At 70.1% G+C, this 15,976-nt stretch carries 10 protein-coding genes; 9 read left to right on the top strand and 1 reads right to left on the bottom strand.

Annotated elements, in window-relative coordinates:
* Positions 1–88 precede the first annotated feature (88 nt).
* The 8 genes from AC3ANS_RS11415 to AC3ANS_RS11380 all read left to right on the top strand — a co-directional run bounded on the left by AC3ANS_RS11415 (position 89) and on the right by AC3ANS_RS11380 (position 14,265).
* The gene (locus AC3ANS_RS11415; protein WP_488296273.1) at positions 89–1,378 is read left to right on the top strand and encodes an extracellular solute-binding protein; all 1,290 of its coding nucleotides are present in this window, start codon (positions 89–91) and stop codon (positions 1,376–1,378) included.
* 77 nt (positions 1,379–1,455) lie between these two features.
* A complete protein-coding gene (locus AC3ANS_RS11410; protein ID WP_488296272.1) occupies positions 1,456–2,412 on the top strand; it encodes a carbohydrate ABC transporter permease in 957 nt (318 codons plus the stop codon).
* Positions 2,409–3,278 (top strand): carbohydrate ABC transporter permease, encoded by an 870-nt coding sequence (locus tag AC3ANS_RS11405; protein ID WP_488296271.1) that lies wholly within the window; start codon positions 2,409–2,411, stop codon positions 3,276–3,278. The genes AC3ANS_RS11410 and AC3ANS_RS11405 overlap by 4 nt, the downstream gene beginning before the upstream one ends.
* Positions 3,275–4,870 (top strand): glycoside hydrolase family 66 protein, encoded by a 1,596-nt coding sequence (locus AC3ANS_RS11400; RefSeq protein WP_488296270.1) that lies wholly within the window; start codon positions 3,275–3,277, stop codon positions 4,868–4,870. Before AC3ANS_RS11405 ends, AC3ANS_RS11400 begins: the two co-directional genes overlap by 4 nt.
* An 11-nt stretch (positions 4,871–4,881) precedes the next feature.
* Complete coding sequence (locus AC3ANS_RS11395; RefSeq protein ID WP_488296269.1) at positions 4,882–7,485, top strand: glycoside hydrolase family 66 protein; 2,604 nt, start codon at positions 4,882–4,884, stop codon at positions 7,483–7,485.
* A 4-nt stretch (positions 7,486–7,489) separates the two neighbouring features.
* The gene (locus AC3ANS_RS11390) at positions 7,490–9,112 is read left to right on the top strand and encodes a glycoside hydrolase family 13 protein (protein ID WP_488296268.1); all 1,623 of its coding nucleotides are present in this window, start codon (positions 7,490–7,492) and stop codon (positions 9,110–9,112) included.
* 490 nt (positions 9,113–9,602) lie between these two features.
* A complete protein-coding gene (locus tag AC3ANS_RS11385; RefSeq protein WP_488296267.1) occupies positions 9,603–11,819 on the top strand; it encodes a response regulator in 2,217 nt (738 codons plus the stop codon).
* Between the two features lie 337 nt (positions 11,820–12,156).
* A complete protein-coding gene (locus tag AC3ANS_RS11380) occupies positions 12,157–14,265 on the top strand; it encodes a M1 family metallopeptidase (protein ID WP_488296482.1) in 2,109 nt (702 codons plus the stop codon).
* Between the two features lie 183 nt (positions 14,266–14,448).
* Here AC3ANS_RS11380 and AC3ANS_RS11375 read toward each other — a convergent pair whose 3' ends face one another.
* On the bottom strand, positions 14,449–15,180 hold the full coding sequence (locus tag AC3ANS_RS11375) for an AIM24 family protein (RefSeq protein WP_488296266.1): 732 nt from the start codon (positions 15,178–15,180) through the stop codon (positions 14,449–14,451).
* Between the two features lie 126 nt (positions 15,181–15,306).
* Between AC3ANS_RS11375 and AC3ANS_RS11370 the strand changes: the two genes are divergently transcribed.
* Positions 15,307–15,729: a hypothetical protein gene (locus AC3ANS_RS11370; RefSeq protein ID WP_488296265.1), complete on the top strand. Its 423-nt coding sequence runs from the start codon at positions 15,307–15,309 to the stop codon at positions 15,727–15,729.
* The last annotated feature ends 247 nt before the right edge of the window (positions 15,730–15,976 follow it).

The raw sequence follows: 15,976 nt of genomic DNA, 5'->3' as shown, positions 1-15,976 counted from the left end.
AGGCGCCGGATCCCAACGGATTCGCGACTTCACTCGCATCCACGTGGGCGCCACCCACGCCGGCACTATCTCTGAGGAGAGACCCACAATGGCACGTCGTATCCCGACCTTCCTGGCCCTCGCGACTGTGGCCACGCTCGCGCTCACGAGCTGCGGCTCCAGCGACGACAGCGACGGCTCCGGTGGCGGTTCCGCCTCCAAGCCGGTCACCCTGACCTTCTGGGGCACCTACGGCAACGGCGGCAACAGCGCCCAGACCGACATGCTCGAGAAGACGGTCATCCCGGCTTTCGAGAAGGCCAACCCGGGAATCAAGATCAAGTACGTCGACATGCCGTACGACGGGCTGCTGCAGAAGCTCACCACCGGCGCGGCCGCGGGTGAGCTCCCCGACCTGGTCCGTGCCGACATCGGCTGGGTGCCGAAGTTCGGAGCGCTGAACGTGTTCGCTCCGCTCGACGAGCAGCTCGGCGACTTCCAGAAGCTCGCCGACGACACCTACCCGGGCAGCCTGGCCACCAACAAGTTCGGCGACCACTACTACGGCCTCCCGCTGGACACCAACACCCGGGTCATGATCTCGAACTCGGACGCGCTGAAGAAGGCCGGCATCGACGCACCGCCGGCGACCTTCGAGGACCTCCAGGCCGACGCCCCGAAGCTGGCCGCGCAGGGCATCTCCGTCTTCGCCGACGGCGGGCTCCAGGGATGGAACGTCTACCCGTGGATCTGGTCGGCCGGCGGGTCGGTGACCAACGAGGACCAGACCAAGGCCACCGGTTACCTCAACAGTGCCGAGAGCGTGGCCGGCGTGCAGATGCTCGTCGACCTGTACAAGGAGGGCGCGATCCCGAACCTGATCATCGGCAACAAGGGCGCCGTCCAGACCTCCGACGGCCTGCCCAAGGGCGACTACGCGACGATCCTGGACGGTCCGTGGATGGCCGACATCTGGGCGGGACAGTACCCCGACTTCAAGCCGGTCTACTCTCCGGTCCCCTCGGGCCCGGGCGGGTCGGTCTCGGTGGTCGGCGGTGAGGACATCGCGATGACGACGGCCTCGAAGAACCAGGATGCCGCAGCGAAGTTCATCGCCTTCACCCAGACCGCCGACTTCCAGATCAACATGGCCAAGACCGGTCAGATGTCGGTGGTCAAGTCCCTGGACGCGCAGGAGTCGGCAGCCATGCCGGCGTTCGCTCCGTTCATCGCGCAGCTGGCCACGGCCAAGCCGCGGCCCTCGGTGCCGCAGGCCCCGGCGATCGACACCGCACTCATGAACGAGCTGACGAAGGCGTTCGAGGGCAAGGCCACGGTCCAGGAGGCGCTCGATGCCGCTGCTGCGGCGATCGACCCGCTCCTGACCCAGACCAACTGACCGACCGACCGATTCCGGCCGGACCTGCTGGTCGACGACGCCGGGTGCGAGCGGACAACGAGGATTCAATGACTGCCATGGACGTCGCGACAGTGCGCACCACACCCGGCACCAACGACAGCACCCCCCTGGTACGCCGACCCCGTCGGCGTACCAGGGGAGGGGCACTGACTCCGTACCTGTTCATCGCCCCCGGCATGGCGATGTTCCTGCTCCTCCTGGCTTATCCGATGGTCAAGGCCTTCCAGATGAGCTTCTACGACTGGAACGTGGTCGCCGGCGCCACCAGTGAGTACATCGGCCTGGACAACTACCGACGGGCGTTCCACGACCCGCTGTTCTGGCGAGGGTTGCAGAACAGCGGCCTGTACATGCTCCTCACGGTGCCGCCGCAGATCGTGCTGGGGCTGCTGGTGGCGATGCTGCTCAACCACAAGGCGCCCGGCCGGGCCGTCTACCGGGTGCTGTTCTACCTCCCGGTCGTGACCAGCTGGGTCGTCGTCTCGCTGCTGTTTCAGTACCTGTTCGCCGACAGCGGCCTGGTCAACTGGGTTCTGCACGACGTCACCGGGGTGACCAGTGAGCGCACCTCCTGGCTCTCTGGTCGCTGGACCGGCATGGTCGCCATCTCCGCGCTCGGAGTGTGGAAGGGGATCGGCTGGTCGATGATGATCTTCCTCGCGGCACTCCAGTCCGTCTCCAAGGACCTCACGGAGGCGGCCGCCCTCGATGGTGCCGGTCGCTGGAGCAGCTTCCGCGCGGTCACCCTGCCCGCCATCCGACCCGCGGTCCTCTTCGTCACCGTGATGCTCGTCATCGGTGGCTTCAACGTCTTCGTCTCGGTGCTGTTGATGACCGGGGGCGGACCGGCCGACTCCACCCAGGTGCTGTTGACGTACATGTACAAGATGGCCTTCACCAACCTCGACTTCGGGTACGGCGCCTCGATCGCCGTGATGCTGACCCTCGGCGTCTTCATCCTCTCGGTGATCCAGCTCCGCGCATTCCGCACCGACAGCGAGGACCTGGCATGAGCACCGCCGTCGCCAGCCCTCGCCGCGGCTCGTACGTTGCCGCGAGGCGCCGCGGCAATGCCGTCCGCTACGTCGTCCTCACGCTCGGCGCGGCCGTCATGGTGATGCCGTTCGTGTACATGCTCTCGACGTCGTTCAAGTCCCAGACCTACGTGCTGACGATCCCGCCGCAGTTCGTGCCACACCCGGCGACGTTCGACAACTACCAGCGAGTGTGGAGCTCGCAGGGCTTCGGCCACTACTTCTGGAACTCGCTGGTCGTGGCGGTCGCCAGCACGGTCCTGTCCCTGGTGCTGTCCTCGATGATGGCCTACGGGTTCGCGCGCTTCCGCTTCGTCGGCCGCGAGCTCCTGTTCCGGCTGCTGCTGCTCGGCCTCATGGTCCCGGCCATCATGTTGATCATCCCGCAGTTCGTGCTGGCCAAGCACCTCGGCCTGATCGACTCCCTGCTCGGGCTGGTCGTCTTCTACGCCGCCTCCACGCTCTCGCTCAACACGTTCCTGCTACGCGGGTTCTTCCAGGCCATCCCGGCCGAGCTCGAGGAGGCCATGGAGGTCGACGGGGCCGGGGCGTTCGCTCGCTACTGGCGCCTGGTCCTGCCGCTCTCACGGCCGGTGCTGGCCACCTGCACGATCTTCACCTTCCTCGCGTCCTGGGACGAGTTCGCCTGGGCGCTGACCACCATCACCTCTCCGGAGAAGCGCACCTTGCCCATCGCGATCGCCCTGTTCCAGGGCCAGAACTCCACCCTGTGGGGCCTCGTGTTCGCCGCCTCGATCATCGCGGTCCTGCCTGTGGTGGCGGTCTTCCTCGTCTTCCAGCGCCACTTCGTCCAGGGCCTGACCAGCGGAGCGGTGAAGGGATGAGCACGCCGTTCGAGATCCTGCCCATGCGCGTCGTGTACGCCCCCGACGAGTCGGTGCGCATCGAGGTCCGCGGCATCACCCGGCCCGGAGAGCTCGTCGTCCGCCACCTCGGGGACACCGTGGCCACGCAACCGGTCACGAGTGAAGGGATCGTGACGCTCGGCGCGCTCCCGGCGGGCGGCTACACCGTCGCACTCGACGGTGCCCGCACGGCCGTCGAGGTCACCGACCGTCCCCGTGACGTCCTGCGGTACGGCTTCGTCGTCGACTACCGGCCCGGCCGGGACCTGGCCGCGGTCTCGGACAACCTCCGCCGGCTCCACCTCACGGGTGTCCAGTTCTACGACTGGGCCTATCGTCACGCCGACCTCCTCGGTGGGGGAGAGCAGTACGACGACGCGTTGGGCCAGCCCGTCGCGCTCGCCACGGTCCGCGGCCTGGTCGCCGCCTGCCACGAGGTCGGCGCGGATGCACTGGGCTACGCGGCCGTCTATGCCGTGGGACCGCAGGAGTGGCCGAAGTGGGAGCACGACGCCCTGCTCACCGGGGCCGGCACGGCGTACGGGCTCGGCGACTTCCTGTTCATCCTCGACCCCGCCGCGCCCGACTGGCTCGACCACTTCTGCGCCGACCTGGACGACGCGACCCGGTCCGTGGCCTTCGACGGGTTCCACCTCGACCAGTACGGGTACCCCAAGCGCGCGCACCGCCCCGACGGCAGCCTGGTCGACCTGACCGACAGCTTCTGCACCCTCATCGAGGGTGTCCGCGACCAGCTGCCCGAGAGCAGGCTGGTCTTCAACAACGTCAACGACTTCCCGACCTGGGCCACGGCCCGGACCCGTCAGGACGCGGTCTACATCGAGGTCTGGAAGCCGCAGCTCGAGCTCGGACACCTCGCCCAGACCGTGACCCGCGCCCGGGCCGTCGCTGACGGCAAGCCGGTCGTGATCGCTGCCTACCAGCACGTCTACGACACGGCCCCGGCGGCTGCGGCCGACCTGGCCACGGCGTTCACGATGGCCACCCTCTACTCGCACGGCGCCACCCACCTGCTGGCCGGCGAGGCCGACCGGATCCTGGTCGACCCCTACTACGTGCGCAACCACGCCGTGGAAGACTCCACGGCCGACCTGCTGCACCGCTACTACGACTTCGCGGTCGCGCACGCGGAGCTGCTCTTCCCTGCAGCGGTCACCGACGTCACCGGCAGCTTCGCCGGCGACTACAACGACGACATCGACGTCAGCTACGAGGACGTCGAGGTCGCCCACATCGCCGCGCCGGGAACGGTGTGGCGGCGGATCACCGAGGACGCCTCCGGCCGGTACGTCGTGCACCTGATCAACCTCATCGGCCAGGACGACACCCACTGGGACGCACCGCGGGCAGCACCCCACGACCCCGGGACCGGGACCCTCCGGATCCGCCGCATGGGACCCGGCCTGCCCCGCATCCAGTGGGCCGACCCGGATCGGCAGCAGGACCTCGTCGACCTTGAACCCACCGTCGATGGCGACTACCTGACGGCCACCCTGCCGGCCCCGCACCTGTGGCAGGTCGTGGTCCTCACCCCCACCACCTCAGGATGAGGAGTACGTCCATGCACCTCAGCGCCCCCCACCCGGCCCGGCTGGCCCGGCTCCTGCTGGCCCTCGCCGTCGTTGCCCTCGTGTGCCTCGTCCGCGTCCCGAGCGCCTCGGCGGCCGGCGGAACACCCGCCGTGACCGACGCGTACACCGATGCCGCGCGCTACGCTCCCGGCAGTGCGGTGACCGTCTCGGCGGTCATCCACGAGACCGGCGGGACCGACTCGTGGAGCGGCACGGTGGGGTTCACCGTCACCCACCTCGGGACCACGGTCGCCACCGGCACCACCTCCGCCACCCTCGCTGCCGGCGGCACCACGACCGTGACGTGGACGACCACACCCCCGACCACGGACTTCACCGGCTACCTCGTCACGATCACCGCCGGGTCATCCACCTCCGCCACGGCGATCGACGTCTCCAGCAACTGGACCCACTTCCCGCGGTTCGCCGCGCTCACCTCCTACCCGTCCGGCACGAGCTCCGCGGCCGCGCAGGCCGACGTCGACCAGCTGGTCCGCCGGTACCACATCAACGCCCTGCAGTTCTACGACTGGATGTGGCGGCACGAGAACCCCATCAAGCGCAACGGCGACGGCACCCTGGCCTCGACCTGGACCGCCTGGAACGGAGACGTGATCTCCCCGGCGACGGTCTCGTCGTACATCTCCGCCGCGCACGCCGACAGCGTCGCGGCCATGCCTTACACCATGTCGTACGCCGCACTCCAGGACTACCAAGCCGTTTCGGGCGTCTCCCCGAGCTGGGCGTTGAAGTACGCCTCGAGCGGGCAGCCGTGGGCCTTCGAGATGAAGCCCAACCAGCCCGCGACCAACCTCTACATGTTCAACCCGGCCAACACCTCGTGGCAGAGCTACATCACCGCCAAGTACGTCGACGAGGCCACCACGATGGGCTTCGACGGCGTCCACCTCGACCAGCTCGGCAACTGGGGCGCGATGACGGACACGAGCGGCAACCCCGTCGACCTCCCGGTCGGCCTCGCCTCGCTCGTCGCGGCCAGCCGCACGGCCCTCGGATCGGGCAAGGCGCTCGGGCTCAACGCGGTCGACGGGTTCGGCGGATCGCAGATCGCCTCGGGCAAGCACACGGACTACCTCTACAGCGAGCTGTGGGACAACCACGAGACGTACCTTGCGATGAAGTCCTACCTCGATGACCAGCAACAGGACTCCGGGGGCATTCCCTCCGTCATCGCCGCGTACCCGAACACCAAGGACGACGCCGGCACCTCCTACGAGGCCGAGAGCGGATCCCTGAGCAGCGGTCTGACCACCATGTCGGACCACCCGGGCTACACCGGGTCCGGATTCGTCGCCAACTACGGCAACACCGGAGACACCGTCACGTTCACGATCAACGCGCCGGAGTCGCGTCGCTACAGCCTCGTGTTCCGGTACGGCAACGGTGCCGCCGGCGACGCGACGCGCACCGTCAAGGTCGACGGTGCCACCGTCGGCCGAGTGACGATGCCGACCGACGGGAACTGGAACAACTGGCACTACGACGCCGACGTCGTCACGCCCACCCTGAGTGCAGGCACCCACACGGTCTCCATCTCGGTCGCCAGCGGCGACACCGGTTTCGTCAACCTCGACAACCTGGTCCTCGGGACCCTCGACACCAACTCGGTCCGCCTCGAGGACGCTGTGATCGCGGCCTCGGGCGCGAGCCACATCGAGATGGCGCAGGGCGACTCGATGCTGTCCGCGCCGTACTTCCCCGACCACAACAAGCAGATGAGCAACAGCCTGCGGGACTGGATGAAGGACTACTACGACTTCATCACCGCCTACGAGAACCTCCTCTTCGGGCCCGACGTGCACTCCGTCGACTCGGGCAGCCAGTTCGTGTCCATCGCCGGCAAGACGACGTCCGGCGACGCCTCGGGCAACACGATCTGGACCAACCTGAAGAAGACGAGCACCGACGACGTCATCCAGCTGGTCAACCTGCTGGGCAACAACGGGACCTGGCGTGACGCCGGCAAGAGCACGCCGCCGACGCAGACCAACCTCGCCGTGAAGTACTACCTCGGTCCCGACGAGAACCCGACGGCCGTGCGCGTCGCCTCACCCGACGTCTCCCACGGCGCGTCGACGAGCCTGACCTACACCACCGGTACCGACGGCACCGGCCGCTACATCTCCTTCACCGTTCCGTCCCTCAGCGTCTGGGACATGGTCTACGTTGGCCGGACCTTCACGACCCCTTCGACCAACCGCTACGAGGCCGAGACAGCGGTCCGGACGGGCGTCACCGTCGGCACGGACCACGCCGGCTACACCGGCACGGGCTTCGTCGACAACTTCGCCACCACCAACAGCGGGGTCTCGTTCACCGTCAACGCCGCGACCGCGGGCAACTACACGCTGACGCTGCGCTACGGCAACGGCGGCTCCAACGCGACCCGCATCGTCGCCGTCGACGGACGCCAGGTGGCCGTCTCGACCTTCCCCGCCCAGGGGACCTGGGACTCCTGGGTGACCCTCTCCGTCCCCGTCACCCTGACCGCCGGACTCCACACCGTCGTGGTCTGGCGCGGCAGCAGCCAGATCGGTGCCATCAACCTCGACAACATCACGCTAGGACCGTAGATCTGTGACCACGTTCCCCCCCTCCGGCCGCACCGACTGGTGGCGCAGCAGCGTCGTCTACCAGCTGTACGTGAAGTCGTACGCAGACTCTGGTGGCGACGGCTTCGGCGACCTCGGCGGTGTGGTCGCCCGGCTCGACCACATCGCCGGTCTCGGCGTCGACGCGGTCTGGCTCAACCCGTGCTACCCGTCCCCGAACAGGGACGGAGGGTACGACGTGGCCGACTATCTGACGGTCGACCCGCGCTACGGGGGTCTGGTGGGTCTGGAGGAGCTCCGGGACGCCTGCCACGACCGCGGCCTGCGCCTGCTGATGGACCTCATCCCCAACCACTGCTCCGACCAGCATCCGTGGTTCGAGGCGGCGCTGGCGGCCGGCCCGGGATCGGAGGAGCGCTCCCGCTTCCACTTCGCGCCCGGGCAGGGCCCCGACGGCGCGGAGCCGCCGAACAACTGGCGCTCCACCTTCGGCGGTCCCGCGTGGACCCGGGTGCCCGACGGCGAGTGGTACCTCCACGCCTTCGACTCGACCCAGCCCGACTTCAACTGGGACCACCCGGCGGTGGCGGAGATGTTCGACGACGTGCTCCGGACCTGGTTCGACCGTGGCGTCGACGGCTTCCGCATCGACGTCGCCTACGCGATGGTCAAGGCGCCGGGCCTGCCGGATGCCGATGACCCCGCCGGCGACAACCCCCACCTGTGGAACCAGCCCGGCGTGCACGACATCTTCCAGCGGTGGCGGAAGATCGCCGACAGCTACGACCCGCCGCGGGTCCTGCTCGGTGAGGTCTGGCTGCCGCCCGCAGACATCGCCGACTACCTGCGCCCCGGTGAGCTGCACCAGGCCTTCTACTTCGACCTGATGCAGCAGCCGTTCGAGGCGGCGGCGTTCGAGGAGTCGGTCCGCGCGACGTTCGCGGCGCTCGGCCCCGACGGCGGCGTACCGGCCTGGACGCTCAACAGCCACGACGTCCACCGCGCGGTCACCCGCTACGGCCTCGTCGAGCCCGAGCCCATGCAGAGTGCTGACCCCAACGCGGTGCGCACCCGGCTGCGCGGCCGGATCGACGTCGAGCTGGGCACCGACCGCGCCACCGCGGCCCTGCTGTTCCTCCTGGCGCTGCCCGGGTCCACGTACCTCTACCAGGGAGAGGAGCTCGGCCTCCCGGAGGTCCAGGACCTGCCGGACGAAGCTCGTCAGGACCCGATCTGGGAGCGGTCCGGACACACGGAGCACGGTCGCGACGGCTGCCGGGTGCCGCTGCCCTGGTCGGCGGAGCGCCCTGCCTTCGGGTTCTCCACGGGGACGCCCTGGCTGCCGCAGCCGGCTTGGTTCGAGCAGTTCGCGGCGGACCAGCAGGCTCTCGACCCGGGCTCCATCCTCGGGTTCTACCGCGGCGCTGTCGCGGCCCGCGCCGTCATCGACGTGACCAGCGGTCTCGAGTGGCTGGAGACCGGCAGCCGCGACGTCCTCGCCTTCACGCGTGGTGACCTGACGTGTGTCGTGGTCTTCGGCGGCGGGCCGTTCGACGTGCCTGCCGAGTGGGGTACGCCGTTCCTCGGCACCCGGACCGTTGTCGGGCGACGCTGCCCGCCCTCGAGCGCGGCGTGGTTGCGGCGCTGACCGCTCGAGCCGCGCCGGCACCCCGTCCCAGCTGATCGGGCAGGTCAGGGTGCCGGCACAGGTGTGCCGGGATGACCCGGGGACGGGCCTGAGCATGACCGGTCGAATCCATCGACGCGGTACCCGCAGGTCAGAGCGGCTGCTCGCCGCGTCCCGGAAGTTCTTGGGCGCTTCGCGCCCACATGGCATGCATCTGGCTGCGTTGCCGACGCTTGCGAGACGGGCGGGTACGGCGGCGCGCCGGCGCCTGGCGATGCACCCACCCTGACAACGCCGACCGGTCGACAACCTCCGAGACACGACCCCGGCGCCGGTCAGCACGCGGGAGGCGTACGAGCGACGTGCTCCCCGCCGGTACGCCCCGGCATCCCGCGCGACCGTACCGCTCAGTAGGCCGGCTCTCGTGCCGATCCCTGGGGGGAGGTGGGTGCGGTCGGGGGCCGCGGTCGCGCGACGGGTCGGACCCTGGCGGGGTGAGGAGGTGAGGATCGTGTCGTCCACGCGGCTACGCGTCGTCACCGGCCTGGTGGCGGCGCTGGCGATCGTGGCTGGGACCTACACCGGGCTGTCGACCTTGCGGGAGGACGCCGACACCGCCGACGACGCGGCGACCCGGCTGATCGCGGTGCGGCTGCACATGATCCAGATGCTCGACATCCCCTGGGGAGCATCGCCCGCCGAGACCGACGATCCCCAGGCGGTCGCCGACGAGCTGCTCGGCGCCCAGCAGGAGGTGAGCAGCGAGCTCGACGACCTGGCTCGCTCTCCTGGGCTCCCGGAGCACGAGCAGTTCCTCGACCACTTCGACACCTCGGTGGAGGCACTCCGGGCGATCCTGACGGCCGTTGCGGCCGAGGACGAAGGGGCCACCAGCCGGCCGTCGACCGTGGCCGCGCGCGAGATGTACCAGGCGGACTCGGTTCTCCAGCGTGCCACCCGACGCCTGCAGCGTGACGCCGACCGATCGGCGCGCCAGGAGTCCCTCGGGTCCGCGGTCCTGGTCGGCTGCCTGTTCGTGGCGTTCGGGGCCTACTTCGTGCGGTCGGTGCGGTCCCGAGCGAAGCTCGCTGCCGCGAACGACGAGCTGGCACGAGGCCGCGATGCCGCAGTCGTCGCCGCCCAGCAGAAGGCCGCCTTCCTGGCAACGATGAGCCACGAGATCCGGACACCGCTGAACGGACTGGTCGGGCTCAACGACCTCCTGCTGCGCACGCCGCTGGACACCTACCAGGAGCAGCTGGTCAACGGCGCGGACGCGTCGGGGAGGACCCTGCTGCGCCTGGTCAACGACGTCTTGGATCTCTCGAAGCTCGATGCGGGACGCCTGGTGCTCGAGAGCATCGACTTCGACCTGCGCAAGCTCCTCGACGACATCGCAGTCGTGCTCGGCATCCAGGCGCGACAGCAGGGGGTGGAGCTCGTGGTCTCCTGCCATCCGGACGTGCCGGGCCGGCTCCGTGGAGATCCGACCCGTCTCGGACAGGTCATCTACAACCTGACCTCCAACGCGCTGAAGTTCACCCCCCGCGGCGAGGTGTCCGTCAGGGCGCTGGCGTACGACCAGGCCACCCGGCAGGCGATCCTGCGCGTCGAGGTGAACGACACCGGGCCAGGTGTCGATCATGACAAGCGCGAGCACATCTTCGAGCCCTACTCCCAAGCCGAGGCGTCCACGACGCGGAAGTACGGCGGCACCGGTCTGGGGCTGGCGATCGCCCGCCAGATCGTCGAGGCGATGGGCGGCACGATCGGCGTCGAGGACGGGCCCCACCGGGGCGCCCTGTTCTGGTTCACCGTGCCGTTGGTCCCGGCCGGCGGTGCAGAGACGCCCGCGACCGGCCCCGCCCCAGGACTCGTGGCCGGCCGCCGCGTGCTCGTCGTGGACGACAACGCGACCAGTCGCATGGTCCTGTGCGAGCAGCTCGACCGGTGGCACGCCGTCGCCCGTGCGGCCTCGCACGCGTCCGCCGCGATCGGGCTGCTCGAGGCGGCGATGACGGCGGGGGAGCCCTTCGACGCCGTTCTCGTCGACAGCGTCATGCCGGGCGTGGACGGTCCGGAGCTCGTGGCGCGGATCCGGGCCCACGAGCTGCTCTCCGCCACGCCGATCCTGATGCTCAGCGCCACGCCCGGTCCGCCGCCTGTCGGAGCGACGAGCTCCGGTGTGTCGGCAACCCTCGCCAAGCCCGTGCCGGCCGACGTTCTCCTGGAGTCGTTGGCGCGCGAGCTCGCACCCGTGAGCCACCTGGCCGCGCCGAGCGTCGAGGACGAAGCGCCCGCACCGGTGACCCGTCGTGTACTGGTCGTCGACGACAACGACGTGAACCGGCTTGTCGCTGGAGGCCTGCTGGCCTCCATGGGATTCGAGCCGGTCGAGGCCGACGACGGGCTCGCGGCCGTCGCCGCCGTGGAGGCCGCGGGCCCAGGGGAGTTCGCAGCGGTGCTGATGGACCTTCACATGCCCCGGATGGACGGGTACGACGCCACCCGGGCCCTGCGCGTCCTGGGAGGTGGCCGGTCCCGGGTGCCGATCCTGGCGCTGACGGCCACCGCGGCCCAGTCCGAGCGTGCGGCCTGCCTCGAGGCGGGCATGGACGACTTCCTGACCAAGCCGTTGGGCCGCGCGCAGCTGCAGGCGGCACTGGAGCACTGGGCGCGGGTCTACGCGGACGCCTCAGCCGCCGCGGAGACCACTCAGCGCGCCTGACGCCATGGGATCGCTACGGCACGCCTGCCCGTCCCACCCTGAGCGACGTCCCGCCGCCGCTGCCCACCGAGCCCACGGGTGCGCGTGTCCCTCGCGTCCCACAAGGTCGGGACCTTCGGCACGGCGCGTTCCGGTGACGACGTCTGTTGGCGCATGAGATGGATGGGAGTGCGCCCCGCTCCGGCCTGGCGACGCGGAACACCCGCGCTGGTTGGCCTCGGAGGTCGCGCACGACCGCGGGCCGCTGACCGGGGAAGCGGCTCGACCGATATCGAGATGAACGAGGTAGCAGGTGAACAACCTGGACAGGACATGGCAGCGCAGGGTGGGCGTGAACATGCTCGCCCTGGCCCTCGCGACCGGCGGCACCACCGTGCTCGTCGGTACGGGAGCGGCGGTCGCAGCCGGACCGGTGGACGGACCGCAGACGGTCGGGGACACGATGTTCCCCAACGTCGGCAACGGCGGCTACGACGCACGGCACTACGACGTCGACATCTCCTGGGCGACCCAAGGCGTGGTCGACGGGACGATGAGTGGCAGCTTCGCTTCGGCGACCACCCGCATGGTGGCGACGACCACGGGCCGCCCGCTGAAGAGCTTCTCGCTCGACTTCGAGGGGCTGCAGGTCGACTCCGTGACCGTCGACGGCACCAAGGCCGCCTTTCACCGTGTCGAGGACGATGCCGCGATCAAGCACAAGCTCGTGGTCACGCCGCGGAAGCCGGTGAAGGGTGAGTTCACGACCGTCGTGAAGTACCACGGCGTCCCCGCCGCGCACGTCGACGCTGACGACAGCCTCGAGGGCTGGAACGCGACCGCGGACGGGGCGACGTTCCTCGCCCAGCCGATCGGCTCGATGACGGCGTACCCGAACAACAACACCCCCGGCGACAAGGCGACGTACACCTTCAATGTCGACGTGCCCTCGACGCTGACCACCGCGGAAGGCACCGGGCCGAGCGCCGTGGCGAGCAACGGCGAGCTCGTCGCCAGGAAGAGGAGCAGCGACGGCACGCGGACCACCTGGACGTGGGTGGAGAAGCAGCCGATGGCCAGCGAGCTGGCGCTGATCTCGATCGGGCGCTACGACGTCGCCGAGTCGAAGGTCACCCTGGCCAGCGGCCGGGTGCTGCCGGAGTGGTCGTTCGTCGACTCCGCGCTCCCCGACGCCGACAAGGACGCGATCAGCGCCCGGCGGGCCCAGCTCGCCCAGATCATCGACCGGTTCGAGACGATCTACGGCCCCTACCCGGGCAACAGCGTGGGCGTCGTCGTCGACGCCGTCCCCTCCGGCATCAGCTACGCCCTGGAGACCCAGGACCGCCCCTTCTTCCCGCGCGCCCGCTCGGTGACGGGCAACACGCTGCTCCACGAGCTCGTCCACCAGTGGTACGGCGACGCCGTCGCGCCGCGGATCTGGACCGACATCTTCATCAACGAGGGCATGGCGAGCTGGGGCCCGCTCTGGCACAACAGTGTGCTGGCCACGGCGACGCCTGACCCGGCCGCCGTCGAGCGGACCGTCTTCGGCATGTGGGACGAGGTGCCCGCCGACGACGCCGGGTGGAGCGTGCCACCGGGCGCCCAGACCGACCCGGCGCTCCTCTACGAGTTCCAGACCTACGACCGCGGTGAGATGTTCTACGAGGCGCTGCGTACGGCGGTCCGGGACGACGCTTTCCTCGCGATCGTCAAGCAGTGGCAGCGTCACTACACCGGGCTCAGCCAGGGCCGCACGTCCTTCAAGGCCCTCGCCGAGCAGATCTCCGGCCGCGACCTCGACGGCTTCTGGCAGGACTGGGTCCTCGACGCTGACAAGCCGGCCTGGCCCGCGAAGTACGACGTCACGCTGTCCTCCGCCCCCGAGGGGCGGCCGAGCCCCGGCACCACGCTCACCTACACGCTGAGCGCGGCCAACGTCGGGATGGTGGCTCTGGCAGACGGCCGGGTGACGGTCGATCTCGGTGACGTCCTCGACGACGCCAGGCTGGGAGACCTGCCCGCCGGCCTCGCTCGCCACGGCAGCACCCTGACCTGGACGGTGCCCGAGACCGCGACGACCACGCGTGCGAGCACGTCGTTCACCGTCACCGTCGGTGCCTTGACCGCCGGCGACACCCTGGCCGCGTCGGCCGCGCCGGCCTCGCTCGGCGGCGGCTGCGTCGCCGGCGGCGCGGTGTCCCCGGCGCCGAGGCCTCAGGTCCGCGGCGCTGCGGTGGTCGGCACGACGCTGAGGGTCGTGCCCGGCTCCTGGGCGACCGGCACGAGGCTGTCCTACCGGTGGCTGCGCGACGGCACGCCGATCGCCGGCGCCAAGGACGCGACGTACCGGGTCACCGCCGAGGACCTTGGGGCCCGACTCTCCGTGCAGGTGATCGGCATGAGGACGGGCTACACCTCGGTCGCCCGGACCAGCGACCGCACGCGGGCGATCGTCCGCTGACCGCTCCCGGCCCGTCCTCTCACCGATCGTGGGAGGGCGGGCCGGTCCGCGCCGGGCACGCCGTACCCCGCCTGTGGCATCGCGTGGATTCGTGTGCTTCACCTGGGGTCGCCCCGTGCGGCCGAAACCGACACGGCCCGCCGCCGAGCGCCGCCTGCGAACGGACAGGGCCGGCGCGGCGCGTCAGCCGCCGAGGAGCCCGCCGAGCCCGCCTCCGCCGCTCTTGGTGGGTGCCGCCTGGTGCCCGCCGGTGATCACGGACTCGCTGGGCTGCACGACGACGTACCCCTGACCGCCGAAGGCCATCTGGAACATCTCCCCGGTGCCGCCGCGGACCAGGGACTTGAGGCCACCGGTGTCGACCCGGATGTCCATGGAGACCCCCGAGGTCCACAGGACGACGGCTTGCGCGTCGGCGAACGTCGGCGCGCTCGCGACGTCGAGGGCGACCGGGTCGCCGTTGGTGGTGACGGCGACGTAGCCGGTGCCGCGCAGCGCCACGTTGTAGAGGCCGCCGGTCATGGCCGCACCGCGGGCCTGAACACGGTGGATCTCCCACTCGATCGAGGAGGAGAACGCCAGCACGCTGGCGCCGTTGACCGACACCAGGTCGTTCTCCAGGTAGAGCAGCTGGACCTCCGAGGCCAGGTCGGCGACGAAGAGCTCGCCACTGCCGGTGCACAGCATCATGTCGACGCCCTCGCCGGTCACCGCCTGCTTCAGCATCTTGCCCAGACCGCCGGAGCCCTTGTTCTCGAACCGGACATCGCCCTGGTAGGCGACCATCGAGCCCGTCTTGGCCCAGACCGGGCCGTAGCCCATGTTGATCTTCAGCAGCTTCTTGTTCTGCAGGGAGAACGGGTCGGTCGACGACTTCTCCTTGAACTCCTCCAGCAGTGTTCCGTGCAGTGGCATGTCCACTCCTCCTGGTGCCGTCGGCAGGCCGCCGACGTCGTCCTGTTTCGCACTCTACGAGCGTGCTGCGGCGTACGCTGCGGAACAGGGGAGCACCCCGATGACGCGCTCAGGGAGGGCACCGACATGGGATTCCTGGACAAGGCGAAGGCAGCGGCCAACGAGCTCGCGGCGAAGGCCGACACGGCGCTGGCGAACTCCGGACTCGGCGGACCCGGAGCGGCGGTCTCGCCGGAGAAGCTCCTGCGCGACCTCGGCGTCGTGGCGTACCTCGAGGCCGCGGGGCGTCCCTCGCCCGAGGGCGAGCGAGAGCGCCTGGTCGCGGCCCTCAGCGAGCTCGAGCGGGCCGGGACGCTACCGGCGCTGGTGCTGCAGACCACCCCGCCGGCAGCAGGCGCGACAACGGGCGCGACGGCCGAGCCGCCGGCCGGTACGACGCAGGCCCCGCCGCCACCACCGTCTGCCCCGTCGGGCCCCGGCGCCACCCAGCCCGCCGCGGCCGCACCGCCTCCGCCGCCGTCGTGGATGAACAAGACCGACGGCAGCTGAGCGACCTCACCTCGGGACGGGTGGCCGGCACCGTCGGCCCTGGTCTCGCGGGCGAGGCGATGCCCCCCCATCCGCGGCGGCAGCGCGGCGTTCAACGCCTTCCCGGACAGGAAGCCCGATCTCATGGCCTTGATCTGGCGCGTCACCGAGTCGAACGAGGCGCTGGTCATCTGCGGCCCGGCTGCGCGCGGCGAGACCCCGGCGCTGAGACGCAGATCCGCGGTGCGGCGGTGGCCGGCAAGAACCT

It is taken from the genome of Nocardia sp. 149-1B, assembly GCF_057747975.1.
This window is presented reverse-complemented; position numbering and strand designations above follow the sequence as displayed.

Excerpts from the sequence above, each read along its gene's own strand:
- AC3ANS_RS11415 (WP_488296273.1), top strand. The coding sequence starts at position 89 with ATGGCACGTCGTATCCCGACCTTCCTGGCCCTCGCGACTGTGGCCACG.
- AC3ANS_RS11410 (WP_488296272.1), top strand. The coding sequence starts at position 1,456 with ATGGACGTCGCGACAGTGCGCACCACACCCGGCACCAACGACAGCACC.
- AC3ANS_RS11405 (WP_488296271.1), top strand. The coding sequence starts at position 2,409 with ATGAGCACCGCCGTCGCCAGCCCTCGCCGCGGCTCGTACGTTGCCGCG.
- AC3ANS_RS11400 (WP_488296270.1), top strand. The coding sequence starts at position 3,275 with ATGAGCACGCCGTTCGAGATCCTGCCCATGCGCGTCGTGTACGCCCCC.
- AC3ANS_RS11395 (WP_488296269.1), top strand. The coding sequence starts at position 4,882 with ATGCACCTCAGCGCCCCCCACCCGGCCCGGCTGGCCCGGCTCCTGCTG.
- AC3ANS_RS11380 (WP_488296482.1), top strand. The coding sequence starts at position 12,157 with ATGCTCGCCCTGGCCCTCGCGACCGGCGGCACCACCGTGCTCGTCGGT.
- AC3ANS_RS11375 (WP_488296266.1), bottom strand. The coding sequence starts at position 15,180 with ATGCCACTGCACGGAACACTGCTGGAGGAGTTCAAGGAGAAGTCGTCG.
- AC3ANS_RS11370 (WP_488296265.1), top strand. The coding sequence starts at position 15,307 with ATGGGATTCCTGGACAAGGCGAAGGCAGCGGCCAACGAGCTCGCGGCG.